Source organism: Nostoc cycadae WK-1 (assembly GCF_002897135.1).
GTDB lineage: Bacteria > Cyanobacteriota > Cyanobacteriia > Cyanobacteriales > Nostocaceae > Nostoc_B.
On the sequence record NZ_DF978439.1, the window covers coordinates 27,819 to 44,249 of the forward strand.

14 protein-coding genes are annotated in these 16,431 nt (G+C 42.8%); 3 read left to right on the forward strand and 11 right to left on the reverse strand.

The window, feature by feature from the left end:
* Positions 1-207: 207 nt before the first annotated feature.
* The 7 genes from NCWK1_RS23575 to NCWK1_RS23605 all read right to left on the reverse strand — a co-directional run bounded on the left by NCWK1_RS23575 (position 208) and on the right by NCWK1_RS23605 (position 8,981).
* The gene (locus NCWK1_RS23575; protein ID WP_096579102.1) at positions 208-405 is read right to left on the reverse strand and encodes a hypothetical protein; all 198 of its coding nucleotides are present in this window, start codon (positions 403-405) and stop codon (positions 208-210) included.
* Between the two features lie 112 nt (positions 406-517).
* On the reverse strand, positions 518-1,147 hold the full coding sequence (locus tag NCWK1_RS23580; protein WP_096579100.1) for a low-complexity tail membrane protein: 630 nt from the start codon (positions 1,145-1,147) through the stop codon (positions 518-520).
* A 191-nt stretch (positions 1,148-1,338) separates the two neighbouring features.
* Positions 1,339-4,455 carry a translation initiation factor IF-2 gene (infB, locus tag NCWK1_RS23585; RefSeq protein WP_103126387.1) on the reverse strand — a complete coding sequence of 1,039 codons (3,117 nt, stop codon included), beginning with the start codon at positions 4,453-4,455 and terminating at the stop codon, positions 1,339-1,341.
* Between the two features lie 465 nt (positions 4,456-4,920).
* A complete protein-coding gene (locus NCWK1_RS23590; RefSeq protein ID WP_096579096.1) occupies positions 4,921-5,196 on the reverse strand; it encodes a YlxR family protein in 276 nt (91 codons plus the stop codon).
* 236 nt (positions 5,197-5,432) lie between these two features.
* Entirely contained in the window at positions 5,433-6,746 is a 1,314-nt protein-coding gene (nusA, locus tag NCWK1_RS23595) for a transcription termination factor NusA (protein ID WP_187308229.1), read from the reverse strand.
* A gap of 132 nt (positions 6,747-6,878) precedes the next feature.
* The gene (gene rimP, locus NCWK1_RS23600; protein WP_096585136.1) at positions 6,879-7,340 is read right to left on the reverse strand and encodes a ribosome maturation factor RimP; all 462 of its coding nucleotides are present in this window, start codon (positions 7,338-7,340) and stop codon (positions 6,879-6,881) included.
* A 186-nt stretch (positions 7,341-7,526) separates the two neighbouring features.
* A complete protein-coding gene (locus NCWK1_RS23605; RefSeq protein WP_187308230.1) occupies positions 7,527-8,981 on the reverse strand; it encodes a hypothetical protein in 1,455 nt (484 codons plus the stop codon).
* A 238-nt stretch (positions 8,982-9,219) separates the two neighbouring features.
* Between NCWK1_RS23605 and NCWK1_RS23610 the strand changes: the two genes are divergently transcribed.
* Entirely contained in the window at positions 9,220-9,870 is a 651-nt protein-coding gene (locus tag NCWK1_RS23610; protein WP_103126389.1) for a peptidoglycan-binding protein, read from the forward strand.
* 112 nt (positions 9,871-9,982) lie between these two features.
* On the opposite strand, the gene NCWK1_RS23615 is transcribed toward NCWK1_RS23610, so the two are convergent.
* Together NCWK1_RS23615 and NCWK1_RS23620 are read right to left on the reverse strand one after the other, a co-directional pair.
* On the reverse strand, positions 9,983-10,876 hold the full coding sequence (locus tag NCWK1_RS23615; protein WP_096579090.1) for an SDH family Clp fold serine proteinase: 894 nt from the start codon (positions 10,874-10,876) through the stop codon (positions 9,983-9,985).
* A 95-nt stretch (positions 10,877-10,971) separates the two neighbouring features.
* Positions 10,972-11,793 (reverse strand): Uma2 family endonuclease, encoded by an 822-nt coding sequence (locus NCWK1_RS23620; protein ID WP_096579088.1) that lies wholly within the window; start codon positions 11,791-11,793, stop codon positions 10,972-10,974.
* A gap of 273 nt (positions 11,794-12,066) precedes the next feature.
* On the opposite strand from NCWK1_RS23620, the gene NCWK1_RS23625 reads away from it, so the two are divergent.
* Complete coding sequence (locus NCWK1_RS23625; protein ID WP_103126390.1) at positions 12,067-12,534, forward strand: hypothetical protein; 468 nt, start codon at positions 12,067-12,069, stop codon at positions 12,532-12,534.
* 299 nt (positions 12,535-12,833) lie between these two features.
* On the opposite strand, the gene NCWK1_RS23630 is transcribed toward NCWK1_RS23625, so the two are convergent.
* Both NCWK1_RS23630 and NCWK1_RS23635 read right to left on the reverse strand, forming a co-directional pair.
* Positions 12,834-13,283, reverse strand: coding sequence for an HNH endonuclease (locus NCWK1_RS23630; RefSeq protein ID WP_096579084.1), 450 nt, complete (start codon positions 13,281-13,283; stop codon positions 12,834-12,836).
* Positions 13,276-13,515: a hypothetical protein gene (locus NCWK1_RS23635; RefSeq protein ID WP_096579082.1), complete on the reverse strand. Its 240-nt coding sequence runs from the start codon at positions 13,513-13,515 to the stop codon at positions 13,276-13,278. Before NCWK1_RS23635 ends, NCWK1_RS23630 begins: the two co-directional genes overlap by 8 nt.
* A gap of 233 nt (positions 13,516-13,748) precedes the next feature.
* Between NCWK1_RS23635 and NCWK1_RS23640 the strand changes: the two genes are divergently transcribed.
* Complete coding sequence (locus NCWK1_RS23640) at positions 13,749-16,424, forward strand: tetratricopeptide repeat protein (RefSeq protein ID WP_103126391.1); 2,676 nt, start codon at positions 13,749-13,751, stop codon at positions 16,422-16,424.
* Positions 16,425-16,431 lie beyond the last annotated feature (7 nt).

Here is a 16,431-nt window from a genome sequence, read left to right on the forward strand (position 1 = left end):
TCTGTATCACACTTTTAGTGAATTGGTATCAAGCAGAATGGGAACAGAACGCTGGAGATAGCTTTTCATTAGAAGAACTGAGCGATCGCAGCTGATAGACAAAAATTTTTGTAATTTTGCTCCACCCAACTAAAAAGGAAGCATTACTATAATGCTTCCCTGGAAACTGGTTATTTGGGGTAAGTAACCCAGATTAATCTGATTTTTTTAGTAAGCCAAGGTTTCTAAAGTTTCTCTTAAATACTTTTGTACTTGTTGATCCAGGCGCAGACCTTGTAATTGGGCATCACGTTCTAGTTGCCAACTTTGGAAACCGGAACTGGAAGCGATCGCACATTTAAGGCTGTACCAAATTTCGGTATCAGCGGGATATTGATAATTACTAGCAGCAGGAGTTGGAGTCATAGTCCCTTATTCCTCAACTTTAACAGTTATGGCGGTTTTCGTTTTGAGCGAATACAAACCTGCCCTTGTGAGACAGTGTATACTCTGCGAAATATTTATTAGGTTCTAATGTTTAGGGCTGCTGCGAGTTTCTATTGATCCCGATTAAGGATTGAAACAACCTGGGTAAAATTTGATTAACTTGCACCCCTAAAATAGTGAAATCATGCTTGATATTATCTAAAGATAACGGTTCTAGGGCAGCAAATTCTGTGTCATTAGTCACTAAAATTCTTGCCACACTCACGGGAACTTGTAAAAATAAGTTACTTGCTAAAAAAGCTAAAGCAGCCAACACTAAGCCTAAGCCACGCCACTGCGGCAAAAAGCTGACTAAATGTTGCACTTGGGGAACAACCTTGTAAAGCTGCCACAGCACCACAGTTAATATTATTGCTGTAACTAAGGAAAGTACCCGGTTTAACTTAGTATTAATTAAACAAAGTATCTTACGCTGTTGCTCGGTCAAATTTTCGGGTTTGAGCGCTATGCCTAAAAGAGAATATATATAAAATGGACGACGTAGCTGCATCCATAACAGTGGGGTAACGCCTATGGTGGCTACTAATAATAACTCTCCCCACACTGGTAAGAGTGGCTCACCTATAGCTAAGAATAATAGGCACAACACCAAAAAAATTGGCAGTGCTGCTAATCCAGCAATGTGAATCCACAATATAGGTTCAGAGCGAAACGAGGACATATTAAAAGTGCTGAGTGCTGAAGTAAATCAGTCAACAGTGAACAGTGATAAAAGGTATTTAAACTGATAACTGATAACTGTTAAAAGTGCTGAGTGCTGAGTTTAAATTTTCAGTTTTGAGTGTGGAACTAACTTATTTTCAGTTCAACACACTTAAACGTTGACTTGAACTCAGCACTTAGTGTTGACCACTATCTTGTCAATGTGAGAGTACGGCGTTTCGTAACCATCTGGTAGGCTTCAATAATGTCGCCTTCAACCCAGTCATGGAATTTGTCTACGTTAATACCGCATTCATAACCAGCATTGACTTCACGAGCATCTTCTTTGATCCGTTTGAGGGAGTCAAGAACACCTTCGTAAACAATTTTTCCGCCACGACGCACACGCAGTTTGCAGTTACGCACCAGCTTGCCAGATTGGACATAACAACCAGCAACGGCTCCTTTACCAACTGGGAAGACAGCACGGACTTCGCACTGACCAAGAGGTTCTTCAACCAACTCTGGTTCCAACAGACCTTCCAAGGCTCCTTGGATATCTTCGAGGAGTTTATAGATAATGTTATACTCCCGGACATCTACACCTGCTTCATCAGCGGCTTGTCTTGCGCCACTGGCGTAGGTGGTGTTAAAGCCAATAATGACTGCGCCACTGGCAGCAGCTAAGTCAATATCTGTTTGGGTAATTTCTCCAGCCGATGCTAACAGCATCCGGATTTGCACTTCGTTTTGGGGTATTTGCTTGAGCGAACCAACGATCGCTTCGACAGAACCTTGCACGTCGCCTTTCAAGATTAAGTTGAGTTCTTTCAACTCGCCTTCTTGTGCTTGAGCCGACAAAGTTGTGAGTGTGACACGTCCCTGTAACAGTCGTGACAAGCGTTGTTTGTCGGCGCGATCGCCGGCAATACTCCGAGCTTCTTTTTCGTTCTCGAAGACCTCAAAGTCATCCCCGGCTGCGGGTACATCACTTAAGCCTAGTACCTCAACGGCAAAGGAAGGTGAAGCTGCATCAACTCTGCGGCCTCGGTCATCAACCATTGCCCGAACTTTCCCAAAGGCTGAACCGGCAACGAGCATATCTCCGACGTGCAGAGTCCCGTTCTGAATTAACAAGGTAGCAACTGCTCCCTTAGCTTTATCCAGGTGGGCTTCAATTACGGTTCCTTTCGCTAGGCGATCGGGGTTGGCAGATAGTTCGCCAACTTCTGCGACTAACAGAATCATTTCCAGAAGGGTATCAAGGTTTTCACCCTTAATTGCACTGACTGGAACCATTATGGTTTCACCACCCCATTCTTCTGGAGTTAAACCATAATGGGTGAGTTCTTGTTTAACTCTGTCTGGTTGTGCGCCTTCTTTGTCAATTTTGTTAATTGCGACGACAATTGGCACTTCTGCGGCTTGAGCGTGGCTGATGGCTTCCACTGTTTGGGGACGCACACCATCATCTGCCGCTACTACCAAAATGGCGATGTCTGTCACCCTCGCGCCTCGCGCCCGCATAGCGGTAAAGGCTTCGTGACCAGGAGTATCTAAAAATACGATCTGATGGAGCTTACTGTCATGTTCGATGTCCACATGGTAGGCACCGATGTGTTGGGTAATACCACCAGCTTCTCCTGCCGCGACTTTGGTTTTGCGAATCGAGTCAAGTAGGGTAGTTTTACCGTGGTCTACGTGACCCATAATGGTCACGACAGGCGGACGACGAATGAGATGTTCTAAATCTGCCACGTCGATCATTTCTGTGATCTTACGTGCTTCTGCCTCTGGTTCGGCGGTTTCAACTTCTACTTCTAGCTCTTTACCCACCAAGGTAATGGTTGGGATATCTAGATTTTGAGTAATGCTTACCGCCATACCTTTGAGGAACAGGATTTTTACAATCTCTGTATCCGCAACTGCTAATTCGTTGGCGAGTTCTTGCACTGTCAGCGGCCCTGTCACCACGATTTTTTCTGGACGATCGCGTTTTGGCTCTGCTTCTTGACGACGGTTTTGCTCACCACGATTAGAATGACTAGCTTTTTTATTCGCTCTAGAAGTTGGAGCGGCGATCGCTGCTGCAATTACAGGCTGTGCAGGTCGCGCTGCTTTTGGTTTTGGTGGACGAGCTATAGAAAGACTGGCCTGGATAGTAGTAGGGATATCTAGACCTTCTTCATCTAGAAGATCATCATCTTCAAAGTCATCATCCAGGATTGGTTTGACCCGCTTACCTTTGGGGCCGCCCTTGCCTGCTTTTTCTTTAACTTCGTCAATTATTTCCTCTTCTTGCCATTTTTTCCCACCTTTGGCTAGACGAGGCGGTGTTGGCCGTTTCAAGTCTAAGAGATCTGGAACTACAGCATCATCATCGACTCCGATTTTTGCTGTTGCTCCGGCTGCCGGTCTGCTAGGTGGGGTAGCAAGTGGGGCTGCTGCTTGTTCTGTGGAACGTACTGGTCTTTGAGGACGTGGCCCGTCTGAGGAGCCTGCTCCTGGGGGTCGGTTCGTCCGTTGCTCTGGTTTAACAGGCCCAGGGGTCGGACGACTTTGTTTGGGCGCTGGTGCTTGTCCTGCTTCTGTTGGAGGCTGAGATGGTTTACCAGCCTTAGTCGGTTTCACCTGGTCGCGATCGCGTTTGAGGATCGGTTTGTCTGCTGAACTGGACAGACCACTAATTGAGGCTTGTTCTGCCTCTGGTCTGGCCGGTGGGGCAGATAATTGCGGTTTTTGCGGTTTTTCTGGCCTTTGCTTGTGCGAAGGCGCTTTTTCTGGCTTTTCCGCTGCTATATTTTCTGCTACTTGCGTATTCGGTTTTGGGGGTGCGTCTGTGACAGCAGGTGCTTGTGAGTTCTCAGACTGATTCCGGGGTACAGGTCGGGTTGGTGCCGTCGGCTTCATGGATGAGACTGGTGTAGCGAAGGGCCGTGGAGGTGCTGGAGAATTGACTTCAGAAGAAGCAAATTGAGTATTAGTAGCAACTGATGCCTCTGGGGCATTGGTGTTAGGATTTCTCAATATTTTGGGTTTACGAATTTCCAAAATTTGTTGTTTGTGTGGTGGTGCAGGTCGGCTATGAGAGCCAGTTTGGTGTGAATTTGGTTTGTTGGTGGTTGTTCCTAGTTCTCTTTTAGGTGTTCCATTCGTTACTGCCAATTTTTCGGCAGCCGTCCGGATATGTTCTGCCTCTGATTCTGAAATAGTGCTGCTATGGCTTTTGACCGCAATATTGAGCTGGTCGCAAATTGCTAATAGCTCTTTGTTATCCAAATTCAATTCCTTTGATAATTCATAGATTCTAACTTTGCCGTTGTTCATCCACTCTTCCCCTTTAATTTACAGTTTTTTGGCGGATGGTTGCCTGGGTGTGCGACATCTCCATCCTTAGATCACTGTTTTTCGGTTGCCCTTGGTAATTTTGCCGGTGCCTCCAATCAGGAAAGAGAGATGTTTCGGGTTAACGTTGGCATCTACGCCAAAAATGGCGGTTGATTGGCTCCCATAAAAAGTTTTTCTGAGAACTTTTGATGCCGAACTGCGCCTGAGCGCTACCAGGTTGCCATTCTGTAGTTTTTTGTTTTGCTGATTCTGAGTCTTCCACAACACAATCGAGTAAAACTTTGTGGGAGTATTGCTTCGTTCCTTTTTAAATTAAAGAGCCGCTTGCTGACTACACCCATCTACTATTTTGGCACTAACCCCAACAATTGCAGAGGGTGTATCTTTGGCACGAGTAGTTCGGCTTTCGTTACAATCCTCTGGGGATTACCACCACCAAGTTTTTCAACCTGATATTTGATTTTGGTGATGACTTGGAGCTAGACGTTGCCACAATGTTTGATACAGTGTTTCTGGCACTGATGCTTGTAGCGATCGCCCTAATCTATTCTTTTTGTTTGCCGCTTGCAAGCAAGTTGCTTGCGGACAAATATAGGCAGAACGCCCCATGCCCTCATCTAATTGTACCTTTCCCGATGGAAAGACGCGGACAATCCGCCAAAAGTCTTGCTTCAAGCCGACTTTGCGGCAACTAATACAACGCCGATAATTCGGTTTCATCAGTTTTTTATAGGCATGAAGTCAAATAATTTTTGATTTTTGATTTTTGATTTTGGATTTACCCCATTGATAAATTTTGTTTTTTTTATTGATTGCATCAGAAAATTATCGGTCAACAGTTTTATAGGAAAGTCCAGCTAGTATAGCTAACTTTTGACTTGTACCTCATTTTTTCTCAAGTAATTATTAAACTTTGACTGAGGTAAATATTAGCAGAACTGTCCCAAGCTCATAAATTACTCTTCGTCACCCGGATCAAAAGAGTCGTCATCTAATTCTTGTTGGTTTTGCTCCTCAAATTCGTCTAATTCCATATCATCATCTTCTAGTTCGATGTCATCCTCCTCTAGTTCCATTTGTTCTTGTTCTAGTTGAGCTTTAGCACGAGCAGCTGCAAACCTTGTATCTTCGCCTGCATAGTCATACTTGGCTTTATCTTTAATATCAATTTTCCAACCAGTGAGGCGGGCTGCTAGACGCACGTTTTGTCCTTCTTTGCCAATTGCCAAACTCAGTTGATCTTCGGCTACTAATACGTGAGTTTGCCGCGTTTCTGGATCCATCAGCCGGACTTCATCGACTCTCGCTGGACTCAAGGCGTTGGCGATATATGTAGCTGGGTCTGGAGACCAACGAATTACGTCAATTTTTTCACCACGTAGTTCATTTACTACTACTTGGATTCTTGATCCTCGTGCGCCAATACAAGCACCTACAGGGTCAACATCTCGATCTAAGGTATCTACAGCGATTTTAGTCCGGGGGCCGACGTATCGAGATGGGGGATTAGCTTCTCGCGCTACAGCGACTATCCGCACTACTTCGTCTTCAATTTCTGGGACTTCGTTGGCAAACAAATAAACTACCAACCCAGCATCAGCGCGGGATACTAACAGTTGCGGCCCTCTTTGCTGACCTTGAGAAACTTTTTTCAGGTATACCTTAAAGGTGGCATTAGCTCGATAATTATCGTTTGGTAGCTGTTCTCGCTTGGGTAATTCAGCTTCGACTTCTGGCTGACCAAAGGTACTGCTAACAGCCAAAATTACTGATTGTCTCTCAAATCGCAGAACTCTGGCTTGCAGTACAGTTCCTTCTAAATCTTGGAACTCTTCCTGCACCATCTGGCGTTGTTGATCCCGTAATTTTTGCGCCAGGACTTGCTTGGTTTGCATGGCGGCCATGCGACCGAATTCTCCTTGGTCGGGGGTGACATCCAAGACGACAGAATCGCCTAATTGAGCTTCTGGGGCGACTTGTTGCACTTCGTCTAAAGAAATTTGATGGTCGGTGTTACTAACTTCTTCAACGATGGTTTTTGTGGAGAGAACGCGAAATCCTTCGTCATCAATATCGAGTTCTACTTCAAAATTATCAAAATAATCTTCATCAAATTGCTTGCGTTCTAAATTTTGAGCGCGACGATAACGTTCATACCCTTTCAGCAGTGCTTCTCTAATCGCCGCTTGAACTGCTAAACGAGGTAAGTTTCGCTCACGACTAATACTTTCAATTAATTCTTTTAATCCTGGTAGACTAACCATTGACATAAGCAATCTCCTTTAAAAATTAAGGAATAAGGAGTAGGAAGTAGGAAAAAGCATTAGTAACTAGGGATTAGAGAAAAGATTAACTCTACTCCCTAGTCCCTAGCCTCTAATCTCTAAACCCTAATCCCTCGTTTACCGACGTTCGTCTAGTTGCACCCTAGTAATGAGAGAACGGGGAATCTCTACTACCCGACCTTTTTGATTTAAATAAATGTTGGTTTCATCCCGGCGAATCAACTGACCATTCCACTCTGGTTGTCCGTCGTGGGGTGGCGAAGTGGTGACAATCACAGGAAATCCTTTGAAGGAAATAAATTCTCTATCTGTCACCAATTGCCGCGAAATACCTGGACTAGACACTTCCAAGACATAAGCATCTGGAATGATCTCCGCCGCATCTAAGCAGGGTTCTAAAGCGCGGCTCATCCTTTCGCAATCCTCCAAACCAGTATCTTGCTGGGGATTGCGAATGTCTATCCGCAATACGGGTGGACGTTGGTTAGTGTGAAAAACTGCGCCAACGACTTCTAATCCCAGTTCTGTTGCTACTGGTGCTGCCAAATCTATAATTTGTGGGACTAACGGATGAGTCATGCGAAATTTCAATAAAAAAAGTGGGCTTCGACCCACTTCCTGCGATAGGGATATCTTCCAAGAAGTCTTGTAACGAACTGATGATAGTTCGCCCTAAATTGAGTGTAGCGCATTTCTCTAAGAGTCAATAGTTAAATGGTCAAAAGGCAGGAGGCAGGAGGCAGAAGCTATGAACAATTTCACACTTCAGATTTTTTTGTCTCTGCTCTCAACGATCGCAGAACTTTGCTCTACTATGGGCTGAATGTATGGTTGTGTTCTTAGCTGTCTGGTTTGCTCGACGATTGTCTCTATATCTTCTTGGGAGAGGCGCTGTACGTAGTTGAGCTTGACTTCTTCTAAGAAATCAAATAATAAGCTTTGAATTTCGGCAGTTACTTGTTTTTGCTGTACTTCTGTGCCTAAAGCGGTGGTAAAACTTTGTACAAGTTGATTTGTGAGTTTTGCACCTTCAGAATCTTGAATAGCACTGACTAAAGCACCATACAAGCTGGTGGTAATTTGAGTGGCGAGTTGTTCGCTGAGTTGGGTTTGAGCTTTTCCGATGCCTGGGAAGGCTTGGAGGTTGCGGTACATAGGAACTTGATTTAATACACCGTCGATGTTGTGGCGCAAAATCGCGATTAAATCAGGCTGAATTTTGGGTAGAACTTGGTAGACGACGGTTTGCACTAAAATGCCGGCGATCGCTTCTATTTCATTTACATTATTGATATCTACATAAGGGCGTAAGTTCTCTTGTTGCGATATCCAGCGGGTGAAATCACCTTGTTTAATCGAGATTTGAATCTGGTTGATTACCCTAACGACGACAATTTCTGTGAGTTCTTCGGCAAAATTTGCGACAACTGATTGATTAATTTGGTGCTGTAATGGCTGGAGATCTAATAGTTGGGATTGGTCAAGGCGGACGACTACAGGTATAACTCGCAACCAACGGCAAAATGGTATGAGCAAAAATAAGTCATACCAGCGGTAAGATATGGCATTTAACCAGCGGTAACCGGGATGACGACGTTTGATATAAAAGATGCGTGCTAAAAACTCGATGGCAAATATCGTGACAAATGGTAAGTCTAGGAGCCAAAAATCATCGAAATATTCGCTATTTTCCCCAATTTGGCGGTAGTAGTTGCTGGCGATTAACGGACTAATTTTTTGATTAAAAAAAGTAAATTCTTGATTCCAGCCTTTTTCGGAGAGATAAGCTTGACTCCAGAAAGTAGCAAAGGACTGCTTGGCGGAATCTTTACCGATGCGATCGCGCATTCGGTTTTTAATTTTTTCTAGAGTACCACTTTTGCCAACTCCGGCAAACGGGTTGCTATCAATCATTTCGACACTCAGGCGGCTGAGTTCGTCTAGCTTTGCCTTTGCCTGTGGTGATGTTAAACCTGTTTGACTAACCTGCTCTTTGAGTGCATCTACTGCTTTTAAATAACTTTGGGTTTCTCTATGGGCAGCGATGCCTTTAATTGGATCATATATTTGAGTAACTTTAGGTAATCTCCGCAGGTATAAATCACGCCATTGTATATAAGTCAAATCAAACACAACTAAGCCTAAGTTAACTGTGGCAAGCAGTGCCATCAATCTTTCAAACCAAAGATTTTTTTGTTTTGGCAATGTTTGATTAACCATTTTTTTGTTTTAGATTATACAAGTTTTAAGTATTTAGTTATAACCTAACTAGAGATTTGAAAGAAGGAAATAGGAAATCTAAATACTTCTCAAGAAAGATTGCCAAAAATTTATATCAATATTAATTAATTTTAATTAATCACAAATGATTAAACATTGAGAAAAAAGTCTTCAAGAAACGTAAAATGCACCTGTTAATCTCTAAATGATGCTAATTTAACTGCAAGGAGTTTGAGATATGTGGTGTGGGTTTAGTAAATCCAGCGCAATTATTGCTGCTACTTGCCTAGTAAGTACCAGTGTACTAATTTCTGATAGTTCCTTTGCTGCTCGTCAACGTAACTATACGCCCCAACAATTACGTGCTGTGTTGCACGGGCTAGGTTACAAAGTTAAAGTCTCGAATACACCTCTAACAGACGAGGAAACGAAAAAGGCCATCCGCGATTTTCAAAAAGGCTACAAGCTCGGTGTTGACGGTATAGCAGGCCCCAAAACCCAAGATTTAGCGGCCGATATTGTGCAGATCCTGCAAGCTAATTTAAATGTCGTACTTAAACCAAATCCCTCTCTCCCTCGTGATCAGTTTTTTGGCCCGCGCACAGAACAATTAATTAAGGAATATCAGAAAAAAAATCAGCTTCAAGAAACGGGAATTGCGAATTTAGCACTCCGTCAGAAGCTAAATGCAGATGCGAAGGAAGCTATAGGTACGCCTCAGTCTCCATCGTCACCCAAACCGACTGCGACACCAACAGCTAAACCGACTGCGACACCGACGGCTAAACCAACTGCGAAACCGACGGTTAAACCGACTGCAACTCCAACGGTTAAACCGACTGCAACTCCAACAGCGACACCAACAGCAACTCCAACGACTACTCCCTAAGTTGTATCGGTAGTTTGATAGATAAAGAAATTGCTGATTGCTAAAGCTTTTTAGACCCAAAGCATTTTCCTGTAGGATAAGTAACCAAGTACACTCAGCACTCAGCACTTGTCTACATTCTTTGATTAGGTTCTTCTAAAGGTCTACCTTTAGGTGTTGGTAAAATTGGACGACGGTCATCGTAAGGCATGGGAATGTACTGTACGCTTGGCCGTCCTCCCTGGGGTTGGGGATACAAATCCATCAAATCGTAAATGGAACGGGGTAGTCCGACTGTGACAGGCAACCCCATTTCTGTGGCTTCTTCAACGGTAATGGGATAATCGTGAGTCACGCGTCCGGTTGTTAAGGCATCGATAATTGGTTCAATATTTTCTGGTTCAACTTTTTGTTTAGGGATATTATCTTTCAATAAAGTCCGCACAAAGCGTTGTACTTGTTGAATGGCTTTCTCTGACAAGTCTGCCATGATCAAAGTTTGATCATCAATTTCACCGATGGGTTTATCTTTAACTACTTTTAAAATGCTGGCGGCGGGGAAGTTACCTAATTGGGGATCAACTGGCCCCAAAACAGCGTTAGCATCCATAACAATTTCATCGGCGGCTAAGGCCAGCATTGTCCCACCACTCATGGCATAGTGTGGGACAAAAACTGTGACTTTTGCAGGATGACGAATTAATGCTCTAGCTATTTGTTCGGTTGCGAGTACCAAACCGCCGGGAGTGTGCAGAATTAAATCAATAGGAACATCTGGAGGCGTGAGGCGAATTGCCCGCAGAATTTGTTCTGAGTCTTCAATGGTGATGTAGCGGGAGATGGGAATGCCTAGTAAGCTGATGGATTCTTGACGGTGGATGAGCAAAATCACCCGACTTTTGCGTTCTTGTTGGAATTCTTGCAAGCTGCGAATACGCCGATATTCTACTTGGCGTTTTTGCCAGAGGGGTTGTAGAGAAGAAAGCAGCAGAAAAATCCAGAATAAATCACCAATACCGAATCCCATAGGTTTGATTGTCCAAAAATAACAGTTCTTGTGATTAATTGTGACAATCTTTGAGCGATCGCAAGTCTATCTAGGGGTTTATCTCACGTTACATATTAAATCAACTCATCAGGATTCACACCCAATTGGCGTAAACGTTCTGCTAATTGTTCTGCTTTTCTTCTTGCTTGTTCTGCTTCTTGTTTCGCATTTCTCGCTTCTTGTTCAGCAATTATCGCTCGTTCATTCGCCGCAGAAACTTCCTCGGTAGGTTCGGGTATCAATTCCCCTTCTAGGGTGAACCAGCGTAACCATAATCTTTCAATATCTCGAAATGCACCTTGCCATACACCTAAACTTAAACTTAACTCTGGCATAAGTATGCGTCCGTTAGTTAAATTTATGGGTTCATAATGACCACCAACTAATCCAAATGCTTGGAGTTCATTGGTATAACGACTAAACACAATATAGTAAGGAATCCGCAAAATTTTTTCATAAACTTCCCATTTACTCGGTGGTTTATCTTCTGCTTTTTCGCTGGTTCCTAAGTCTTCCGCTTCTGTACCGGGAGATAATAATTCCACAATCACAAAAGGATTTGCTGGCTCTTGCCAAGTGACATAACTTAATCGCAAATCTTCACCTTTGTAGAGTTTTTTAACTCCGACAACTCCAAACCAATCTGGGCGTTTGTACCATAAAGGATGCTGCAAATCATAATAAAGATTCAAGTCAGCCGCACTATAAACTAACTCTGGATTCCAGTTAATTGGTTGAAAAGTTAAATATAAAAGTAAAGGTTGTAAAAAATGAAAATCGTCTGGCAAACCTGGTTCCTCTGGATTATCGCTGGGTAAATCATACATTGTTGGTAGGGTTTCCCAAGGAGGACGGGGCGGATCAGATTGTGGGATGTATTTAGGGAATGTTGTCATAAGATGTAATTTGAGATGTTTAGATCCCCGACTTCTTCAAAAATTCGGGGATCTTATTATTCATGAATAATTGAAGATGGCTATATTTTAATTCAACAATTCAATGTGCGTTAGTCTACGGCACAACAAACGCTACTGGACTAAAGCTTATAATTACCGAACATTACTTGAGTGATAGTATAAAAAAATTTTCTTAATTGCTTATAAGTAACTATAACTGCCTAACTAACTTGGGGAACACTGAAATTAAGTCCAATTTAGAGTGTATGAAAAATGCCAGAATCTAAAGTTAGTGCTAGACTTTCCCCAGCAGACCGGGAAGCGGTGATGCAAGCAATTACGACCATCAAAGAAAAGTTACCGTTCTTAGTAGATTTGTCAACGGAGGAGCGTAAATCTTTACCGAAGCTGGGAGATAAGAGTCGCGCATTTGTGAGTAAGGCGTTGGAAATAGCTGCACAAAATCCCGACTTCTTACCGCGTTCTTTTGACTTAGATGAAATGCGCCGCGACATTGAATTATTTGAAGCTTTGTATCCGATTTTGCTGTCGTTGACACAACTGCAAGAACTGGTTGATGATACATCTGTGGCTGTGGGCAGTGAAGCTTATGCTGCGGGGTTGCTAGTTTATAACTATGCAAAAGCTAGTGGTAAAGGCGCAGGTTTAGAGACAATGATTGATGATTTAGGACGAAGATTTGCGCGGAAAACTAAAAAAGTCCAGCCACAAGCTTTGTAAGTTGAGTAATTAACTCGACATTTGAGTTTCTGAGCCTGGATGGTTTAGTTTAAAATGAAAAACTCCGAGTTCAAAGCTTAAATTTTGCTGTTGTAGGTGAGAACGTTCTTGTTGCAAACGAGAACGTTTCTGTTTTAAGTAAGAATGTTTCTGTTTCAAGTGAGAATGTTCTTGGTTGAAACGAGAGCATTGCGGTTAAAAGTGAGAACGTTTTCGTTTCAAGTTAAAATTTTTGTGTTTGGAACTAGACTGTTGAGGGTTAACGAGCAATAAGTTTCAGTTCAGAATAACGCTAACGACTAGCTTGCTCTTGGATCTTCACTAGGAGGATGTAAGCCAGCATTAACCCAAAAACTCCGCGCACTCCTAATAGAGTCATCTTCGGGATAGCGTTCATCGTTTATATCAAGTCGCTTACAGGTTGCTCTACCAACGGGGGTAACTCCGATAATTGTCTTACCATCTGCTGACCAAAAGAAATGCTCTGACCAAATTTGCTGGCGAGGATTAAATAGAGGTACTACTGCGTTAGTCTCTGAGTCATATCCGGCGACAAAGTTGTAGCGACGCTCATTACAACGACGACAAGCCAAGGCTAGGTTATTAAGTTCATCAGAACCGCCAATAGATTTTGGTATTAAATGGTCTACTGTAAATCTTGTTGTAGAAATGCGTTCTGGAGAATGGCAATACTCGCACAGATAATTGGCACGTTTTCGGACAATTTCTTTAGTAGCATCATCAATCATTGTTTTGAGCTACTAACATCGCATTGATATGAGTAAAAATTCTATCTAGTTCTCCGATTTCTTCAAGTTCGATTACTTCTTCTGGAGTTAGTAGGTCAGCTTTTTTGCGTTCTAACAGTTCTTCCATTCGTGCTTGTAGTTGATCGTTAAATTTGAAAAGGTGAAACTTATCCAGCTTTTCTATTCTGATACTACCAATCAATGATGAAGGTCTAGCGATTACAGTTGTCATAGCCAGGGCAATATGAGTTATCGATATGTGCTTTTATTTTAGTGTTTTGATAGGTTTTAACTAGTTAATCTTGGAGTAAAACTGCACGCACCTTAATTATCTGTTTACTGTGTTGATGCTGCGATCGCACAACTGGCTACATAGCCAAGAATTAAGTCTTTCTAAATCCGCAATGGGTAATGCTGACTGAGTAGTTATCCTGTATGTATTAGAGCTTACACCCGAATCTGGTAATGAACCCACCAAATAAGCCCAAAAGTTTACAGGATATTCTCAAACAACGTCAGCAGTCAGGGTTTGTTGGTCGTGAGGAACAAGTTAATCTATTTCGCAAAAATCTAGAATTACCCTTAGAAGACTCCCGTCGCCACTTTTTATTTAATATTTGGGGTCAAGGGGGAGTTGGTAAAACTACACTGCTGCGTCAGTTTCGCCAAATTGTAGAAGGGGCAAAAATTATCCCGGCTTACGTTGATGAGGGTGAAAAAAGTGTCCCGGAAGTTATGGGGCGTTTGGCGGAAGACTTAGAACAGCAAGGTCATAGGCTGGGACAATTTACGGAACGCTACAAAGTTTATCGTCAGAAGCGTCAAGAATTAGAAACTGACCCCGAAGCACCACAAGGTTTCTCAGCTTTTGTGGGTAAGACTGTCGCTAAAGCAGGAATGGGTATGGCTAAACAAGTTCCCGGTTCTGGTGCGGTGTTTGGCTTGATAAATGAAGATGCTGTGGCGACTCAAGCCGGGGAATGGACAGCTTATGTAGCGAAAAAATTAGCAAATAAAGACGAAGTTCGCTTAGTCCAAGAACCTGTGGAGGTGCTAACTCCTTTATTTTTAGAAGATATTTCTAAAATTGCTCAAAAGTCTGGTCTTGGGTTGTTCTTTGATACCTATGAACGCAGTGAGGAATTTCTCGATAGCTGGCTGCGGGAAATTCTCGACGGTCGTCACGGTGAAATTCCTGCCAATATATTGATGATTATTGCTGGTCGGCAAGAATTAGATAAAAACCATTGGGCATTTTATGAGGGGTTAATGGTTCGTTTCCCTTTAGAACCATTTACAGAAGCAGAAGCCCAACAATATCTCACACGTAAAGGGATTACCAACAGTCGAGTTATTGAAGTAATTTTACGCCTTTCGGGAAAATTACCTTTACTAGTCGCCACCTTAGCGGCGGAAACTCCCAGTGACCCCACTCAAGTAGGTGATCCTAGCGGTACAGCAGTAGAACGCTTTTTAAAATGGATTGATGACCCCAAGCGGCGACAATTAGCTGTAGATGCGGCGCTTCCCCTGTGTTTAAATCGAGATGTGTTGGCTAAATTGCGAGGAGAAGAAGAGGCGGACGGTTTATTTAGCTGGCTGAAAGAAATGCCATTTATTGACGAACGCACCGATGGTTGGGCTTATCATGATGTGGTCAAAACGCAAATGCTTCGCCACAAGCGGCTTGTATCACCGCAAAGTTGGGCTGATTTGCATGGCAAGTTAGCAGATTATTACGACACCTTGCGAAATAATTTACACCTAGAGGAAGACAAAAAACAGCGCGATTCTGCATGGCAAAATTACACCCTCAATGTTTTGTATCACGGTTTATGTCAGTCACCACAGAGAAGTTTACCTGCTGCTTTAAATGAATTCCTCGCTGCACTGAAAAATCAACTTTCTTTTGCTAAACGCTGGGCAGAAAGAATGATGCAAGCAGGTAAAGATACGGGTGTAGCTGAAATTCAGCGTTGGGGTGAACAATTAGCCAATGGTTTAAAAGCTTATGATGAAGACCAGTATGAAACTGCTGTTGAAATGTTCACAGCGTTGTTGAGTAATAGCTTTATTGAAGTCAAGTGGCGTGCAGTAGCTTTAGACTGGCGTGGTTATGTTTATACTCAATCTAAGCAATACTCCAAAGCTTTAGAAGATTTAACAGAAGCCATAACATTAGATCAAGAAGAAGCTGAATATTTAGTCGATAGAGGTTGGACTTACCGCTTAATGGAGCGTCATCAAGAAGCACTGGCAGATTACAACCGCGCCATTGAAATTAATCCTAAATATGACTTGGCGATCGCAAATCGTGGTGAAACTTACCGTTTAATGGAGCGTTATCCCGAAGCACTGCAAGATTTTGACCGCGCCATTGAACTTAATCCTAAATCTGATTGGGCGATCGCAAATCGTGGTGAAACTTACCGCTCAATGGAACGTTATGAGGAAGCACTGCAAGATTTCCACCTTGCTACTGAACTTAATCCTAAATCTGATTGGGCGATCGCACATCGCGGTGAAACATACCGTTTAATGGAGCGTTATCCCGAAGCACTGCAAGATTTTGACCGCGCTATTGAACTTAATCCTAAATCTGACTGGGCGATCGCACAACGTGGTGTAATTTACCGCTTAATGGAGCGATATCCCGAAGCAGTGCAAGATTTTGACCGCGCCATTGAACTTAATCCTAAGCTTGACTGGGCGATCGCTAGTCGTGGAGAATTGTATTTTTTAATGGAGCGTTATCACGAAGCACTGCAAGATTTTAACCTCGCTATAAATTTAGATGCAGATAATGATTACTATTTATATACGCGTGGTTTAACATATAAAGCACTTCAGCAAAAAGATAAAGCACAGGCTGATTTAGAACTTGCTATCAAGATTGCTAAACAAAGCTACGAAAAAGATGCTAAAAACTGGCGTAATACTTTTAATTTAGCTCTCTACTATTTAGCAGCCGAAGACCCAAAATCAGCAGAAGATTTGTATCATTATGCGCTATCTCAAAGTGCTTCCTTGCATATTAAACTCGAAGCAATTCAAGACCTAAAAGACTTTTTAACAATTTTCCCTAATCATGTACAAGCTCAATCTATGCGTGAGTTATTACAATCTTCCTTGAAGGTTTAAAGTGATA

Coding starts and splice junctions, on each gene's coding strand:
- NCWK1_RS23575 (WP_096579102.1), bottom strand. CDS start 405: ATGACTCCAACTCCTGCTGCTAGTAATTATCAATATCCCGCTGATACC.
- NCWK1_RS23580 (WP_096579100.1), bottom strand. CDS start 1,147: ATGTCCTCGTTTCGCTCTGAACCTATATTGTGGATTCACATTGCTGGA.
- infB (WP_103126387.1), bottom strand. CDS start 4,455: ATGAACAACGGCAAAGTTAGAATCTATGAATTATCAAAGGAATTGAAT.
- NCWK1_RS23590 (WP_096579096.1), bottom strand. CDS start 5,196: ATGAAACCGAATTATCGGCGTTGTATTAGTTGCCGCAAAGTCGGCTTG.
- nusA (WP_187308229.1), bottom strand. CDS start 6,746: ATGTCAATGGTTAGTCTACCAGGATTAAAAGAATTAATTGAAAGTATT.
- rimP (WP_096585136.1), bottom strand. CDS start 7,340: ATGACTCATCCGTTAGTCCCACAAATTATAGATTTGGCAGCACCAGTA.
- NCWK1_RS23605 (WP_187308230.1), bottom strand. CDS start 8,981: ATGGTTAATCAAACATTGCCAAAACAAAAAAATCTTTGGTTTGAAAGA.
- NCWK1_RS23610 (WP_103126389.1), top strand. CDS start 9,220: ATGTGGTGTGGGTTTAGTAAATCCAGCGCAATTATTGCTGCTACTTGC.
- NCWK1_RS23615 (WP_096579090.1), bottom strand. CDS start 10,876: ATGGGATTCGGTATTGGTGATTTATTCTGGATTTTTCTGCTGCTTTCT.
- NCWK1_RS23620 (WP_096579088.1), bottom strand. CDS start 11,793: ATGACAACATTCCCTAAATACATCCCACAATCTGATCCGCCCCGTCCT.
- NCWK1_RS23625 (WP_103126390.1), top strand. CDS start 12,067: ATGCCAGAATCTAAAGTTAGTGCTAGACTTTCCCCAGCAGACCGGGAA.
- NCWK1_RS23630 (WP_096579084.1), bottom strand. CDS start 13,283: ATGATTGATGATGCTACTAAAGAAATTGTCCGAAAACGTGCCAATTAT.
- NCWK1_RS23635 (WP_096579082.1), bottom strand. CDS start 13,515: ATGACAACTGTAATCGCTAGACCTTCATCATTGATTGGTAGTATCAGA.
- NCWK1_RS23640 (WP_103126391.1), top strand. CDS start 13,749: ATGAACCCACCAAATAAGCCCAAAAGTTTACAGGATATTCTCAAACAA.